The organism is Vannielia litorea (assembly GCF_019801175.1).
GTDB lineage: Bacteria > Pseudomonadota > Alphaproteobacteria > Rhodobacterales > Rhodobacteraceae > Vannielia > Vannielia litorea_B.
This window is the reverse complement of sequence record NZ_JAHVJR010000001.1, coordinates 1-15,216: the sequence shown is the minus strand read 5'-3', so window position 1 is coordinate 15,216 and position 15,216 is coordinate 1. Positions and strand designations below refer to the sequence as shown.

Sequence of the window (15,216 nt, the reverse complement as noted above, 5' to 3'; positions counted from 1 at the left end):
CTCGCCCAAGCCATCGGGAAAGGATGTCTCATGACCAACGTCGTTATCGCCTCAGCCGCGCGGACCCCAGTGGGCTCCTTCCTCGGCTCTTTCGCCAACACCCCCGCCCATGATCTGGGCAAGGCCGTTCTGGAGGCGATCGTCGAGCGCGCTGGCGTCGACAAGGCCGACGTGTCCGAAACCATCCTCGGTCAGGTGCTCACCGCCGGTCAGGGCCAAAACCCGGCCCGCCAGGCGCACATCAACGCCGGCCTGCCGATGGAATCCGCCGCCTGGGGCATCAACCAGGTCTGCGGTTCCGGCCTGCGTGCCGTGGCGCTCGGCGCCCAGCACATCCAGCTTGGCGATGCTTCCATCGTCGCCGCCGGTGGGCAGGAGAACATGTCGATGTCGCCCCATTGCGCCACGCTGCGCCAAGGCCAGAAGATGGGCGACATGTCCTATATCGACACGATGATCCGCGATGGCCTCTGGGATGCCTTCAACGGCTACCACATGGGCCAGACCGCCGAAAACGTCGCCGAGAAGTGGCAGATCTCCCGCGACCAGCAGGACGAGTTCGCCGTCGCCTCGCAGAACAAGGCCGAAGCCGCGCAGAAGGCCGGCAAGTTCGACGACGAGATCGCCGCCTACACGATCAGCACCCGCAAGGGCGACATCGTGGTCGACAAGGACGAATACATCCGCCACGGCGCGACCATCGAAGCGATGCAAAAGCTGCGCCCCGCCTTCGCCAAGGACGGCTCCGTAACCGCCGCCAACGCCTCCGGCCTCAATGACGGCGCCGCCGCCGTGCTGCTTATGAGTGCCGATGAGGCCGAGAAGCGTGGCATCGAGCCGCTGGCCCGTATCGCCTCCTACGCCACCGCCGGTCTCGACCCCAAGGTGATGGGCGTCGGCCCGATCTACGCCTCCCGCAAGGCGCTCGACAAGGCCGGCTGGTCGGTCTCCGATCTGGATCTCGTGGAGGCCAACGAGGCCTTCGCCGCGCAGGCCTGCGCCGTGAACAAGGACATGGGCTGGGATCCCTCCATCGTCAACGTGAACGGCGGCGCCATCGCCATCGGCCACCCCATCGGCGCCTCGGGCTGCCGGGTGCTCAACACCCTGCTCTTCGAGATGAAGCGCCGCGACGCCAAGAAGGGCCTCGCCACGCTCTGCATCGGTGGCGGCATGGGCGTGGCCATGTGCCTCGAGCGCCCCTGAGCCTGACAGCATCGCAGAACGGTCGCGCAATATAGTTGCGCGACCGATTTCAACTGCGTAACAAGATTACCAATACGGAGGAGGAGAATCATATGACCCGCGTTGCACTCGTCACCGGCGGCTCCCGAGGGATCGGGGAAGCCATTTCCAAGCAGCTCAAATCCGAGGGCTACGAAGTGGCCGCCACCTATGCTGGCAATGACGAGAAGGCCGCCGCCTTCACCGCCGAGACCGGCATCAAGACCTACAAGTGGAACGTGGCCGATTACGCCGCCTCCAAGGCCGGGATCGACAAGATCACCGAAGAGATCGGCCCGATCGACACCGTGGTCGCCAACGCCGGGATCACCCGTGACGCCATGTTCCACCGGATGACCCCGGAGCAGTGGAACGAGGTCATCGGCACCAACCTCACCGGCGTGTTCAACACCGTCCACCCCTGCTGGCCCGGCATGCGCGAGCGCAAGTTCGGCCGGGTGATCGTGATTTCCTCGATCAACGGCCAGAAGGGCCAGGCCGGTCAGGTCAACTACGCCGCCACCAAGGCCGGCGACCTCGGCATCGTGAAAAGCCTCGCGCAGGAAGGCGCCCGCGCCGGGATTACCGCCAACGCGATCTGCCCGGGCTACATCGGCACCGAGATGGTCATGGCGATCGACGAGTCGGTGCGCGAGAAGATCATCGCCGGCATCCCCGCGGGCCGCCTCGGCACGCCCGAGGAAATCGCCCGCTGCGTGAGCTTCCTCGCCTCCGAGGACTCGGGCTTCATCAACGGCTCGACCATCTCGGCCAACGGCGCGCAGTTCTTCGTTTAAGCCGCGCAGCCGCAGCTTTCGGGGGCCGTGGAGCGATCCGCGGCCCCTTTTCCTTTGCCGAACAGCCAGCGCAACGCGTTGCTGAACGCTTCGGCCCGCAACTGACGGGCATGGCTCACGGCGGCTTCATGGGCGGATGTGGCGTAGTAGGGAAGCATGGCTGGGCACTCCATTTGATCAAGACATTCTGAACTGTCATCACTATGATCCTCGATATCAAAGCCGACAAACCAGAACCCTTCGCCCATCAGACAAGTATTCCTTACCTCATGCCTGCCACGCTCCCCCCGCTCACCGCCCTCCGCGCCTTCGACGCCGCCGCGCGGCACATGTCCTTTGCCCGGGCGGCGGAGGAGCTGAACGTCACGCCGCAGGCGCTCTCGCTCCAGATCAAATCGCTCGAGGAGCATCTTGGCGCGCCGCTCTTTCACCGGCTCAACCGCGCCGTCGAGCTGACCGAGGCGGGCCGCGCACTTGTGCCGGGCGCGCGCGACGGGTTCACCGCCCTCACCCGAGGCTGGGCCGCCGCCCGCCGCGCCACCGACCCGGCCCGCCTCACCGTCACCGCCGGCCCTGCCTTCACCGCAAAATGGCTCGCCCCGCGCCTGCCCGACTTCGCCCGCGCCCACCCCGAGATCGAGCTGAGCTTTTCCGCCTCGCTCCGCCGTATGGATATGGCCACCGACGGTGTCGACGTGGCCGTGCGCTTCTCGGATCATGACGAGCCGGGCCTCTACAACGGCGCCCTCATCGAAGAATGGGTCATGCCGATGATGAGCCCCGCGCTGGCCCGCGCGCACCCCACGCCCGACGCGCTCGCCGCCGCCCCGCTGGTCCATACCGAGAGCTACCCGTTCGGCCCCGATACGCTGGACTGGCCGCGCATCTTTGCCGCCTTCGGCCTCGCCGCGCCCGCCAAGGGCGGCCCCCGCTTCTCCCATGCCGACCACGCCGCCGATGCCGCCGCCTCCGGCACCGGCGTCATCCTCGGGCGGTGGTCGCTGTCTCATGGTGAGCTCACCTCGGGCGCGCTGGTGGCCCCCTACCCGCTTGCGGTCCGGCTGCCGCATCAGTATCGGCTCCTCTGCCGGGAGGGAGACGAGACCCGCCCCCAAGTCGCGGCCTTCCTCGCATGGATGGAGGCCCGCATCACCGAGATGCCCCGGCCCGGGCCGGCGTTCGAGATCGTGGAGCTGAAAGACCTGCCGTGAGCATCGCCCCAAGCCGCACAACCGCCACCGCCATCGGCTTCGTCGCCATCCTGCTCTGGGCGCTTCTGGCGCTCTTCACCGTGGGCTCCGAGCCGGTGCCGCCGCTTCAGCTGAATGCAATCTGCTTCACCATCGGCGGGCTGATCGGCCTTGGCTGGTGCGCAGCGCGGCCCGGCGGCTTTGCCCGCATGGTGCAGCCCGGCTGGAAGGTCATCACCTTCGGCACCCTCGGGCTCTTCGGCTACCACCTGCTCTACTTCTCCGCCCTCCGCGTCGCCCCGCCCGCGCAGGCCGGGCTTATCGCCTACCTCTGGCCTCTGTTCATCGTGCTCTTCTCCGGCCTCCTGCCGGGCGAGAAGCTGCGGCCCGGTCACATCCTCGGTGCCCTCATCGGCTTTGCCGGGGCGGCGCTGCTTATCTCCAAGGGCGGCGGCGGGTTCACCCGCGAGTGGGCCTTGGGCTACGCGCTGGCCTTCGCCTGCGCGCTCACATGGTCAGGCTACTCGGTGCTGTCGCGCCGTCTGGGAGAGGCGCCGTCAGAGGTCGTCACCCTCTTCTGCCTCGCCTCCGCGCTGCTCTCCGGTGTGGCCCACCTCGCGCTGGAGCAAACCGCATGGCCAGAGGGCGGCCTCGGCTGGGTCAGCCTGCTCGCGCTCGGCCTCGGCCCCGTGGGGCTGGCCTTTTATACATGGGATATCGGCATGAAGCGCGGCAACATCCAGCTGCTGGGCACCGCCTCCTATGCGGCCCCTCTGCTCTCCACGCTTGCGCTTGTGCTTGCCGGTGTGGCGAAGCCGACCGAGTGGCTGGCCGCCTCCGCCCTCCTGATCACGCTGGGCGCGGTGCTGGCCGCTCTGGCCAGCCGCCGCGCCGCAAAACTCGCGAAGCTTACGTCGCCAGTCGGCTGATCTCTTCTTTCAGCTTGAGCTTCTGCTTCTTCATCTCCGCGATGGCTAGGTCACTCACCCCGGGGCTTCGTTGCGCTTCTTCCACTTCGGCCGAGAGTACCTGGTGTTTGCGACGGAGCTCCTGAAGATGGGCAGTCACGGACATGAGTATCTCCTCTCTTGTGATGGTTCAGCCGGGCCAGTGCAGCACACAATCCGAGTCGTGTCACGTGGGCTGCGCAAATCGGCTGGGGGTAAAGGTCAAGTGCAAAGCTTACCAAAGGGTTAAAACTTCACAGTCCTGTCACAGAAACCGGGTGAGCGGGGCGCCCTCGCGCAGGATCGCTCGAACCTCCGCGGTGTAGTCCTCGCCGTCGCGCTCGTGCAGCGGCCCCTCGTGCAGCACCATCGGCGCCAGCAGCCGCGCCTCGGCCCGCCCGCCCTTGCGGGCCTGCACGATCACCCGGCTCGCAGTCCGGCCTGCTCGCGCCACGAGCGGCAGCACTGCCGCCCCGCCAAAGCCGCCCCGGTTCACCAGTGCGGCCAGCAGTTCGGGCATCCGCTCGGCGCTGTGAATCACCGTGAGCCAGCCTCCCGGCGCCAGCCTGCGGGCGGCGACATCGACCCAAATCTCCATCGGCGTCTCTTCGCCCATCGCCATCTCGCGCGCGGCATCGGGCGAGGCGGGGCCGCGGGTCCGGTCAAAATAGGGCGGGTTGAAGAGCACATGGGTGAATCGCCGGGCCTTCACCACCTCAGGCAGCGCGGCAAGGTCGGCCTCCACAACTTCCAGCTTGTCGCCGTGAGCCGCGCCGTTGCGGCGGGCGAGCCCGGCATAGCCCGGGTCGCGCTCCACCGCCGTCACCGCCACCCCGGGCACCCGCGCGGCAAGGCAGAGGCTCGCCACCCCGGCGCCCGCGCCCAGCTCCAGCGCCGTCTCCCCCGGCAGTCCCGGCACCGATGCGGCCAGCAGCACCGCGTCCACCCCGGCCCGATAGCCCCCCGCCGGCTGCCAGGCCTGCACCCGACCGCCAAGGAAGCCATCGCAGCGCGGCTCAGTCGACAACACCTTCAACACCGTTGTCGCGCAGCACCTCGGCTGCCTCCTCGTGGTCGGCATCCGCCACCATCAGCCGCCGCGGCAATACGCCTATGGAGCCTTCCAGCACGCTCATATGGACGTCCATTTCGAAGCAAGTTATATCCTCGCCGGTCAGGAGCGCCTTGGCGAATGCGAGTTGTGTCGGGTCGGTGGTGCGTAGAACGGCCTTCATGGACAAAGACTTAAGCGCAGCGGCACGAGCTGTCGAGCGGGGTGACGAGAGGGTGAACGTGCTGAACGCAGCTCAGAAGACGGCAGAGACCAAACCACACGAGCGGCTGGCCGATGCGCTCTCGGGCGAGATGGAGGCGGTCAACGCCCTGATCGCCGAGCGCATGGCCTCCGAGCACGCGCCCCGCATCCCCGAGGTTTCGGCCCATCTGATCGATGCAGGCGGCAAACGGCTGCGGCCCATGCTGGTGCTCGCCGCCGCGCGGCTGTGCAACTACGCCGGCCCCTATCACGTGCACCTCGCCGCAACCGTCGAGTTCATCCACACCGCCACGCTGCTGCATGACGACGTGGTCGATGAAAGCGCCCAGCGCCGGGGCCGCCCCACCGCCAACCTGCTCTGGGACAACAAGAGTTCGGTGCTGGTGGGCGACTATCTCTTCGCTCGCGCCTTCCAGCTGATGGTCGAGCCGGGCAACCTGCGTGTGCTCTCGATCCTGTCGAACGCGGCAGCCACCATTGCCGAGGGCGAGGTGCTGCAACTCTCGGCGGCGCAAGATCTGCGCACCGACGAGAGCATCTATCTCAAGGTCATTCGCGGCAAGACGGCGGCGCTTTTCTCGGCGGCCACCGAGGCTGGCGGGGTGATCGCCGGGGCCTCCGATGATGTGACCCGCGCACTCTTCGACTATGGCGACGCGCTCGGCATCGCCTTTCAGATCGTCGACGACTACCTCGATTACGCGGGCGACGCCGGTGCGACCGGCAAGAACGTGGGTGACGATTTCCGCGAGCGCAAGCTGACCCTGCCGGTAATCAAGGCGGTGGCGCTGGCCGACGAGGGCGAGCGCGACTTCTGGAAGCGCTGCATCGAGCGCGGCCGTCAGGAAGAGGGTGATCTGGAAACGGCGCTCAGCTTGCTCGCCAAGCACGGCACGCTGGAGGCCACCCGCGCCGAGGCAACCGCTTGGGCCGACCGCGCCAAGGCCGCCCTCGCCCCCATGCCCGGCGGCGAGATGCGCGACATGCTGATCGACCTCGCCGATTACGTGGTGGCCCGCATCCGCTGAGCCCTAGCGGCTGCGCTCAGCCCTCGGCCACCCACCACTCCGGCCAGTCCTCGCGCAGCACACCGGCTGCCCGGTCGCGGGCCTCATTGTCTTCGAAGATGGCGAAGCACGAGGCGCCCGAGCCTGACATCCGTGCCAGCATCGCGCCCTCCTGCGCCCGCAGTTCCTCCAGCACCTCGCCGATCTCCGGCGCGAGCGAGCAGGCCGGGGCTTCGAGGTCATTGCGTTGCCAAGCCAGCCATTCCACCAGCTCGCGGCGGCTGGGGGCCTCGGGCGGCTCCGGCATGGGGGCATTGTCGCGCTGCTCCATCCGGCCAAACACCGCCGCCGTCGAGACCGGCACGCGCGGGTTGACCAGCAGCAGGTTCAGCTGCGGCATCCGCTCCAGACGGGTCAGCTCCTCGCCGATCCCGCGCATCCGCCAAGACGCGCCCGGATCGAGGCACACCGGCACATCCGCGCCCAGCTCCTTGGCCAGACGGTGAACGCCCGGCACCGGCACGCCCCAGAGGTCAGAGAGCGCGCGGAGCGCCGCCGCCGCATCGGCAGAGCCGCCGCCCAGCCCCGAGGAGATCGGCAGGTGCTTTTCCAGCTGGATGGAAACGCCGCCCACCGCCACGCCGAGCCGCTCGGCCTCGGCCTCCATCAGCTCGGCGGCCCGCAGCACGAGGTTGCTCGGCCCCGGCGGCACGCTGGCGCCGAACGGGCCGGAGGCGCCAAGGCTCATCCCCGGCGCATCGGTCAGTGTCAGGTGGTCGCCCACATTGGCAAAGCACACGAGGCTGTCGAGCAGGTGATACCCGTCGCTGCGGCGGCCTGTAACGTGGAGGGCGAGGTTGATCTTGGCCGGGGCGAAGGCCTCAACCTTCGTCATTGACCACCGCAAGCGGCTCCGCGCCCTCTTCCGAGAGCACCGCATCCAGACCCTTCTCAAGCTTGCGGCGGATGCGGTCGGCGTCTTCCTCTTCGGGGTCGAAGGAGAGCGCCCGCTTCCACTGGAACTGCGCCTCGAGCTGGCGACCCACGGCCCAATACACATCGCCCAGATGGTCATTCACGATCGGGTCCACCGGCAGCAGCTCGGTCGCCCGCTCCATGTGGCTCACGGCCTCCTCGTAGCGACCAAGGCGGTAGAGCACCCAGCCGAGGCTGTCGGTTATATGCCCGCTGTCGGGCCGCTCGGCCACCGCGCGCTCGATCATGTCGAGCGCCTCGTCGAGGTTCTCGCCCATCTCCACGTAGGAGTAACCGAGGTAGTTCAGCACCTGCGGCTGGTTGGGCCGAAGCTCCAGCGCCTTGCGGAAGTCGGTCTCTGCCAAATCCCACGTCTTCAGCCGCTCACGGGTAATCCCGCGCGCGTAGTAAACGATCCAATGGGTCTCCAGATCCTCCTCGAAGAGCGCGATTGCCTTGTCATAGGCCTCCTCGCTCTCCTTCCATTTCTCCTGCCCGCGCAGCACGTCGCCCAGCGCGATGTGGACGCCCAGAATGTCGGGGCGGGCCTTGGCGAGCTGGCTCAGCACCTCGGTCGCGGCCTCCACCTTGTCATCCTTGCGCAGCGCCTCGGCGCGGCCCATCTCGGCGGCGTGGAAGGCCGGGTCGCTCCGCTGCACGCGGTCATAGGTGCGCACGGCTAGTTCGTATTGCTCCATCTGGTCGAGCAACTGGGCCGAGAGCAGCAGCGCCTCGGTGTTGTCATCCGGGCGCAGATACTCGGAGCTGCGCGAGTAGAGCAGCGTGTAGCTGTCGCTGGTCTCGCCGTTCAGCGCTCCGGCGACCGAAAGGAAGACCTCGGCCAGCCCGTCATCCGCCGAGCGGATCACGTCGAACGCAAGGGTCTCGTCGGCCTCCAGCTGATCGCGGATCGCGGCAAGCTCCGGGTCCAGATCGCGGGTGAAGGCCTTTTCCATCAGCTCGATGGCATCGGCATTGCGGCCCAGCTGGCTGAGCACCTGCACATGGGCAATCACGCCCCGGCGGGTCAGCCGCAGCGGCCCGGCCTCCCGGCCAGAGAAGATCTCGTCGGAGGCCTCGAAATCTCCGGCCACGGCAAAGGCCAGCGCCTTGTGATAGAGGCCAAAAGCCTTCAGCCCGGTGTCATCGGCAGCGGCATCGAAGCTCTCCACCGCATTGTCCATGTTGCCCAGCGCCAGTTCGGACCACGCCCGCACCAGCCCGTCCACCAGCGGCCCCACCGTCTGGCCCTCGGCCAGCCCGTCCAGAACCTCCTGGTATTGCTGACGGCTCAGCTGATCGCTCATCAGCACCAGCCGCGCGATCTGGCTCTCGCCCACAGTGTCGACCATCTGCCGCGCGATCGGCACGGCGGCGTTGAAGTCGGCCAGCCCGGCGAAGGCCAAGATGGCGTTTTCCATCAGCAGCGCATTCTCGCGATCCCGCACGAGGGCACGGGTGTAATAGTCGGCGGCAGCGCGGAAATCGTTGTTGAAGCTCGCCACGCGGGCGGCGAGGTAGGAGCCTGCAAGCCCCCGGTCGGCCTGCTGTGCAGCGGCGGGAAGGGCAGTGCTCACGGCCAGCGCAATCGCGGCAGCCGAACGAAGCAGGGAGGGGATCATCACGGGGCTCTTTGACCTCTGTTCTTCGGGTTGCGCGCAGCGTAGTCCTCCGCGCTTACCAAAACAATACGATCCCGCCGCGCGACAGGCCTTGTCACGCGGAATCTCGCGCCATCGTGACGCCCCGTCAGCCTACATATTCGGGTAGTTCGGCCCGTCGCCGCCCTGCGGCACCGTCCAGTGGATGTTCTGCGGCGGGTCCTTGATGTCGCAGGTCTTGCAGTGCACGCAGTTCTGGAAGTTGATGACGAACTCCGGCGTGCCGTCCTTCTCCACCACCTCGTACACCCCCGCCGGGCAGTAGCGCTGCGCGGGTTCGGCATATTTCGGCAGGGTGAACTGGATCGGAACGCTGGGGTCTTTCAGCGTCAGGTGGCAGGGCTGGCTTTCCTCGTGGTTGGTCATCGAGAAAGACACGTTGGTCAGCCGGTCGAAGCTCAGCTTGCCGTCCGGCTTGGGGTAGTCGATGGCCGGGTAATCGGCGGCAAGGCCAGTGGCGTCCGCGTCGTTCTTGCCGTGCTTGAGCGTGCCGAACAGGCTGAACCCGAAGAGATTGTTGGTCCACATGTCCAGCCCGCCGAGACCGAGCGACGGCCACAGCCCCCACTTGCTCCACATCGGCTTCACGTTGCGCACCTTCTTGAGGTCTTTGCCGATGGCCCCGCCGCGCACCTCATCCTCGTAGGCGCTCAGCTCGTCACCCTCGCGCCCGGCCTTGATCGCCTCAAAGGCGGCCTCTGCGGCAGCCTTGCCCGAAAGCATCGCGTTATGGTTGCCCTTGATCCGCGGCACGTTGACCATGCCCACCGAGCAGCCCAGCAGCGCCACGCCGGGCGCGACCATCTTGGGCATCGACTGGTAGCCCCCCTCGCTGATCGCCCGCGCGCCATAGGCAACCCGTTTGCCGCCCTCGAGCAGCTCCGCCACCATCGGATGATGCTTGAACCGCTGGAACTCCATGTAGGGGAAGAGATGCGGGTTCTTGTAGTTCAGGTGAACCACGAAGCCCACGTAAACCTGATTGTTCTCAAGGTGATAGATGAAGGAACCGCCACCCGCATTGCCGCCCAGCGGCCAGCCCATCGTGTGGGTCACGGTGCCCTCGCGGTGCTTGGCCGGGTCGATCTCCCAGATCTCCTTCATGCCAAGGCCGAACTTCTGCGGCTCATGCCCGTCCGAGAGCCCGTATTTGCCGATCACTTCCTTGGCGAGCGAACCGCGCACACCTTCGCTGAGGAACACGTATTTGCCGTTCAGCACCATGCCCGGCTCATAGCCGTCGCCCGGCGTGCCATCGGGGTTCTTGCCGAACTCCCCGGCCACCACGCCCTTCACCCGGTCGCTCTCGTAGATCAGCTCCGAGCAGGCCATGCCGGGGAATACCTCGACGCCAAGCTCTTCGGCCTGCTCCGCCATCCAGCGGCAGACGTTGCCCATCGAGACAATGTAGTTGCCGTGGTTGTTCATCAGCGGCGGCATCGGGAAGTTCGGCACCCGGAGCTTGCCCTCTTCCCCGAGGATGTAAAAATTGTCCTTGGTGACCGGCGTGTTGAGCGGCGCGCCCTTGTCTTTCCAGTCCGGAATGAGCGCATCAAGGCCGCAGGGGTCCAGCACCGCGCCGGAGAGAATATGCGCGCCCACTTCCGAGCCCTTCTCCAGCACCACAACGTCGAGATCGGCATCAAGCTGCTTGAGCCGGATCGCCGCCGAAAGCCCCGCAGGCCCGGCCCCCACGATCACCACATCGTAGTCCATCGATTCCCGTTCGATCTCGGCCATCGGGCTCATCCTCCGCGCAACATAAATTCGTCCGGCCTTGGTTACCGGAGGGGCAAGCCCAAGTCCATCGCTACGCTGCGGCGCAAAAGGTCGTATCTGGAAGGGCCTGGCAGGGGCAGCAGGGCTTGAACCCGCGACCTACGGTTTTGGAGACCGTCGCTCTACCAACTGAGCTATACCCCTAAGGCCGGGCCGATGGATAAGAGAGGCGCTGCCGGTTGGCAAGAGGCAAATGTTTCATGTGCCGGTCGCTCCGCCAATAGGGCGGGCAATCTGCCTGCCATGCGTCAGATCCACCTCAACCGCCGCAGCACCCAGACTTGCAGGATACCCACCACAACCAGCCCGCCGGTAAATGCCCAGAAGGCCCAAGGGCTCTCTGCCCCCGGCATGCCGCCAAGGTTGATCCCCATCAGCCCGGTCAAAAAGCCAAGCGGCAGGAAGATCGCGCTGAGAATCGACAGCAGGTAGAGGTTGCGGTTCAGCTTGTCCTGCACCGCGGAGTCGATCTCGTCCTTCAGCACGATCAGCCGGTCGCGCATGGCGTCCAGTTCTTCGACGCCGCGCACCAGCCTGTCATGGGCCTCCGCCAGCCGCCGCCTGTCGTGCTTCGTGAGCATCGGGTGGCCGCCGCTGGTCAACTGGCCGATCGCATCGCGTTGCGGGCCAAGATAGCGGCGCAGGTCGATCACCTCCTGCCGCTCGTCCACCACCTGGCTCCGCTGCGCAGGGTCGGGGCTGGCGATCACCGCATCCTCCAGAACGTCCACCCGCTCGGCCAGTTCAAAGAGCACCTCGTCGATCCGCCCGCCCATGCGCTCGACCACGCCGGTCAGAAAGCCGCCCACGCTCTGCGGCCCCTCGCCCGCCTCCACCGCCTCCTGCATCTCGGTCAGCGACTTCAGCCGCCGCCGCGAGAGGGTGATGATCCGGGCCGGGTTCAGGAACACCCGGAGCGAGACCATGTCTTCGACCTCCTCGCCGGGGTTCAGGTTGACGCCCCGGAGGATCACCACCAACCCGTCCTCCTGCACCGAGCTGCGCGGGCGGGTCGATTTGGCGGTGAGCGCGGCGCGGGTCGGGGCCTCCACGAAGTCGAGCACCTCTTCCATCCACGGGTCGGTCTCGGGGTGGTCCGCAACCAGATGGACCCATGCCAGCTCATCGGCCCTCAGCCGGGCGACGATGTGGTCTTCATGGTCAATCCGCTGGCCCGCCTCGGGGCCGTTCAGACAGTAGGCAAACTCGATATGTTCCATGCGCCGGAGGCTAGCCGCATCCGCGCGTCCCGCAAGCGCAAACGCGCCCAGGCCGCGCGCGCCGCGTTAACCTCCGGGCCGGGCCTGCATTCGCGTATGGATGGAATGTGCATGGGATGTGCATCAGTTGTGCATCGGCCCGTTCGCAGGGTTAACGCCCCGCCGCACCGCAGCGCAACACCCGGCCGCGCCCCTGCTGGAGCGCGGCCAAGCCATTGTTAATCAGGCAAATTCAATGCCCGCATCCACCATCGGCAGGCGCAGCACCCGCGTGCCGGTGGCATTGTAGATCGCATTCGCCACCGCAGGCGCCGCCGGCGGCAATCCCGGCTCCCCCACACCCGTAGGCGCCTCTGCGGAGGGCACGATATGCACCTCGATTTCGGGCATATCCGTGATCCGCAGCGGCTCGTAATCGGGGAAGTTGCTCTGCACCACTTCGCCGCCATCAAAGGTGATCTTCTGGCGCATCGCATGACCGAGGCCAAAGCCGATGCCACCCTCGATCTGGGCGCGGATCACGTCGGGGTTCACCGCCACGCCGCAATCCACCGCCGCCACGATCCGCTCCAGCTTCACCCGGCCATCGGCATCGGTCGAGACCTCCGCCACCTGCGCCACATAGCTGTTGAACGAGAAATGCGCGGCCACGCCCCGGCCCCAGCCTTCGGGCAAGTCATTGCCCCATCCGGCTTTTTCGGTGGCGAGCTTGAGCACGCCCAGCAGGCGCGGGCTGCCGCCCAGCAAACCCTCGCGGAAGGCAACGGGGTCCGCCCCGGCGGCCTCGGCGGCCATGTCCATGCCCACTTCCATGGCATAGGCGGTGTGGCTGTTGCCCACCGCGCGCCACCAGAGCACCGGCACCGGCGTCTCCATGTTGCGGACAGAAACCTGCATCGCGGGGATGGCGTATTGCGTGTCCGTCACGCCCTCCACCGAGGCATGGTCGACCCCTTCGTGCACCATCATCTGCTCCATCGGCGTGCCGGTGAAGATCGACTTCGAGGCCACATCCGAGCGCCAGGCTGCAAGGGCACCGTCCGCGCCGACCGCAACCTTTACCCGATGCTTAACCATTGGCCGGTAGTATCCGCCCGTCACGTCGTCTTCCCGGGTCCAGACCAGCTTCACCGGCTGATCGGTGCCAAGGGCGACGGCAGCCATCGCGGCTTCCACGTGGTAGTCGCTGTCCATATTCGCGCGGCGGCCAAAGGAGCCGCCGGCATAGACGGTTTCGATCGTGGTGTTCTCCTGGCCCACGCCGGTGACGGCACCTACCGCCATTTGCGTGACGGTCGGGAACTGGGAGCCATCCCAGATATGCGCCTTTCCGTCCTTGATCTGGATGGTGCAGGTCATCGGCTCCATCGGCGCATGCGCAAGGAACGGGAAGTCGAACTCCGCCTCCACGGTGTTGTCACCGGCCAGCGCCTCCTCCACGCCCGCGTCATTGCGGGCCACCGGGCCATCGCCATCAAGGGCGGCGGCATATTCGGCCTCCATCTCCTCGGTGGAGCGGCCTTCGGCGTTGGAGAAATCCCACTCCACGCTCAGCGCGTCGCGGCCCTGGATCGCGGACCACGTGTCCTCGGCGAAAACAGCGATGCCCTTGGGCGTCTGCTTCACCGCCGTCACGCCGGGCACTTCCAGCGCGGCGCTGTCATCAAAGCTGGCGACCGTTCCGCCAAAGCGCGGCGCGCGCGCCATGACCGCATAGATCGTGCCCTCGGGGGCCACGTCCATCGCGAAGATCGCGGTACCATCGGTCTTGGAGGGCGTGTCTTTGCGCGGTAGCAGGTCTTTGCCGATGAGTTTGAAATCCTTGGCTTCTTTCAGGATCGGCTCGGTCGGCGGCTCGGCGGTGTCCTTCACCTTGGCGACCAGTTCTCCAAACGTGGCCGACACGTCGCCGTGGCTCACAACGCCCCTGTCGATGGTGATCTCGCTGGCGCGCACGGCCCATTCGAGGCTCGCCGCCTCCATCAGCATCGCCCGCGCCGCCGCACCGGCCTGACGGTACTGCATGTAGCTGTTGGCCATCGCCGTGGAGCCGCCGGTGCCCTGCATCCCAAAGAGGGTGTTGGCATATTTGCTGGCATCAGCCGGCGCAAACTCGATCTGCACGGCGTCCCAATCGGCGTCCATCTCTTCGGCCACCAAGGTGGCAAGGCCGGTCGTCGTGCCCTGCCCCATCTCGAAGTGCTTGAGGATCACCGTGACCGTGCCATCGGGCGCGATCTTGACGAAGGGGTTGGGCATCAGCCCGCCCTCATGGCCCGCAGCAAGCGCGCCCTTGGCGTTGAACCCGATGACCAGTGCCGCGCCCGCAGCAGCGGAGCCGGCAAGGAAGGAACGGCGGGAAGGTGTGAAATCTTTCATGGTCTTAGCCCTCCATCCGCTTGGCCGCATCATGGATCGCGGCCCTGATCCGCACGTAGGTCGCACAACGGCAAACGTTGCCACCCATTGCGGCGTCGATGTCGTCATCCGTGGGGGTGGCGTTCTCGCTCAGCAGGCCGATGGCCTGCATCATCTGGCCGGATTGGCAGTAGCCGCATTGCACCACGTCATTGGCGCGCCACGCCGCCTGCACCGCCTCTGCGGCCGTGCCGTTGATGCCTTCGATGGTGGTCACTTCCAGACCTTCCACATCGGAGATCCATGTCTGGCAGGAGCGCATCGGCTCGCCATCCACATGCACGGTGCAGGCCCCGCAAGAGGCCACGCCGCAGCCGAATTTGGTGCCGGTGAGCTTGAGCTTGTCGCGGATCACCCAGAGGAGCGGCATCTCCTCGGGCGCGTCGACCGTGACCGCCTCACCGTTGAGTTTGAACGAAATGGACATGGGTGCTGGCCTCCCTGAGCTGGCGTAGTGAACCGAAGCGTTCATCTTGGCAGGGGAGATAGGGCCGGATCCGGGCTTGTCTCGCCCTTCCCCGCAAAAAGAAAGGGCCGCCCCGCTAAGGGACGGCCCTGTAATGCTTTTTCGCTCAGGCGGGCAGCAGCCCGGCCCAGCCGATCATCACTCGATGATCTTGGAGACGACGCCTGCGCCGACGGTGCGGCCGCCTTCGCGGATGGCGAAGCGGAGGCCGTCTTCCATGGCGATCGGGGCGATCAGCTCAACGGTGAACGACACG

The 15,216-nt window shown here is 66.7% G+C and carries 16 protein-coding genes and 1 tRNA gene; 5 read left to right on the top strand and 12 right to left on the bottom strand.

Translation table 11 applies throughout. From position 1 onward, the window contains the following. The first annotated feature begins 30 nt into the window (after window positions 1-30). The gene (locus KUV38_RS00085) at window positions 31-1,206 is read left to right on the top strand and encodes an acetyl-CoA C-acetyltransferase (protein ID WP_222468103.1); all 1,176 of its coding nucleotides are present in this window, start codon (window positions 31-33) and stop codon (window positions 1,204-1,206) included. A gap of 92 nt (window positions 1,207-1,298) precedes the next feature. Next, window positions 1,299-2,021 carry an acetoacetyl-CoA reductase gene (gene phbB, locus KUV38_RS00080; protein WP_222468102.1) on the top strand — a complete coding sequence of 241 codons (723 nt, stop codon included), beginning with the start codon at window positions 1,299-1,301 and terminating at the stop codon, window positions 2,019-2,021. On the opposite strand, the gene KUV38_RS00075 is transcribed toward phbB, so the two are convergent. Next, window positions 2,018-2,269: a hypothetical protein gene (locus tag KUV38_RS00075; RefSeq protein ID WP_222468101.1), complete on the bottom strand. Its 252-nt coding sequence runs from the start codon at window positions 2,267-2,269 to the stop codon at window positions 2,018-2,020. The genes phbB and KUV38_RS00075 overlap by 4 nt on opposite strands. A gap of 21 nt (window positions 2,270-2,290) precedes the next feature. On the opposite strand from KUV38_RS00075, the gene gcvA reads away from it, so the two are divergent. After that, window positions 2,291-3,232: a transcriptional regulator GcvA gene (gene gcvA / locus KUV38_RS00070; protein WP_222468100.1), complete on the top strand. Its 942-nt coding sequence runs from the start codon at window positions 2,291-2,293 to the stop codon at window positions 3,230-3,232. Further along, window positions 3,229-4,140, top strand: a complete 912-nt coding sequence (locus tag KUV38_RS00065) for a DMT family transporter (protein WP_315898574.1) — start codon at window positions 3,229-3,231, stop codon at window positions 4,138-4,140. The genes gcvA and KUV38_RS00065 overlap by 4 nt, the downstream gene beginning before the upstream one ends. Here KUV38_RS00065 and KUV38_RS00060 read toward each other — a convergent pair. The 3 genes from KUV38_RS00060 to KUV38_RS00050 form a co-directional block, all read right to left on the bottom strand. Further along, the gene (locus KUV38_RS00060) at window positions 4,121-4,285 is read right to left on the bottom strand and encodes a YdcH family protein (RefSeq protein WP_222468098.1); all 165 of its coding nucleotides are present in this window, start codon (window positions 4,283-4,285) and stop codon (window positions 4,121-4,123) included. The genes KUV38_RS00065 and KUV38_RS00060 overlap by 20 nt on opposite strands. 138 nt (window positions 4,286-4,423) lie before the next feature. Beyond that, window positions 4,424-5,143 (bottom strand): tRNA1(Val) (adenine(37)-N6)-methyltransferase, encoded by a 720-nt coding sequence (locus KUV38_RS00055; protein WP_315898573.1) that lies wholly within the window; start codon window positions 5,141-5,143, stop codon window positions 4,424-4,426. 31 nt (window positions 5,144-5,174) lie between these two features. Next, window positions 5,175-5,393 carry a DUF2007 domain-containing protein gene (locus tag KUV38_RS00050; protein ID WP_222468096.1) on the bottom strand — a complete coding sequence of 73 codons (219 nt, stop codon included), beginning with the start codon at window positions 5,391-5,393 and terminating at the stop codon, window positions 5,175-5,177. Window positions 5,394-5,523: 130 nt separating this feature from the next. On the opposite strand from KUV38_RS00050, the gene KUV38_RS00045 reads away from it, so the two are divergent. After that, window positions 5,524-6,462, top strand: coding sequence for a polyprenyl synthetase family protein (locus KUV38_RS00045; RefSeq protein WP_261385255.1), 939 nt, complete (start codon window positions 5,524-5,526; stop codon window positions 6,460-6,462). A gap of 16 nt (window positions 6,463-6,478) precedes the next feature. Here the strand turns inward: KUV38_RS00045 and KUV38_RS00040 are convergent, their stop codons facing one another. From KUV38_RS00040 to KUV38_RS00005, 8 genes are all read right to left on the bottom strand, one after another. Then, window positions 6,479-7,336 carry a 4-(cytidine 5'-diphospho)-2-C-methyl-D-erythritol kinase gene (locus KUV38_RS00040; RefSeq protein ID WP_222468094.1) on the bottom strand — a complete coding sequence of 286 codons (858 nt, stop codon included), beginning with the start codon at window positions 7,334-7,336 and terminating at the stop codon, window positions 6,479-6,481. After that, a complete protein-coding gene (locus tag KUV38_RS00035) occupies window positions 7,323-9,038 on the bottom strand; it encodes a tetratricopeptide repeat protein (protein WP_222468093.1) in 1,716 nt (571 codons plus the stop codon). Before KUV38_RS00035 ends, KUV38_RS00040 begins: the two co-directional genes overlap by 14 nt. Before the next feature lie 132 nt (window positions 9,039-9,170). Beyond that, on the bottom strand, window positions 9,171-10,817 hold the full coding sequence (locus KUV38_RS00030; protein ID WP_222468092.1) for an electron transfer flavoprotein-ubiquinone oxidoreductase: 1,647 nt from the start codon (window positions 10,815-10,817) through the stop codon (window positions 9,171-9,173). A 107-nt stretch (window positions 10,818-10,924) separates the two neighbouring features. Next, window positions 10,925-11,000 (bottom strand) — tRNA-Trp (locus tag KUV38_RS00025). Window positions 11,001-11,104: 104 nt separating this feature from the next. Continuing rightward, on the bottom strand, window positions 11,105-12,076 hold the full coding sequence (locus KUV38_RS00020) for a zinc transporter ZntB (RefSeq protein WP_222468091.1): 972 nt from the start codon (window positions 12,074-12,076) through the stop codon (window positions 11,105-11,107). Between the two features lie 222 nt (window positions 12,077-12,298). After that, window positions 12,299-14,455 carry a xanthine dehydrogenase family protein molybdopterin-binding subunit gene (locus KUV38_RS00015; RefSeq protein ID WP_222468090.1) on the bottom strand — a complete coding sequence of 719 codons (2,157 nt, stop codon included), beginning with the start codon at window positions 14,453-14,455 and terminating at the stop codon, window positions 12,299-12,301. 4 nt (window positions 14,456-14,459) lie between these two features. Beyond that, on the bottom strand, window positions 14,460-14,921 hold the full coding sequence (locus tag KUV38_RS00010) for a (2Fe-2S)-binding protein (RefSeq protein ID WP_222468089.1): 462 nt from the start codon (window positions 14,919-14,921) through the stop codon (window positions 14,460-14,462). Window positions 14,922-15,098: 177 nt separating this feature from the next. Continuing rightward, a partial coding sequence (locus KUV38_RS00005) for a hypothetical protein (protein ID WP_222470894.1) occupies window positions 15,099-15,216 on the bottom strand: 118 nt, incomplete at its 5' end.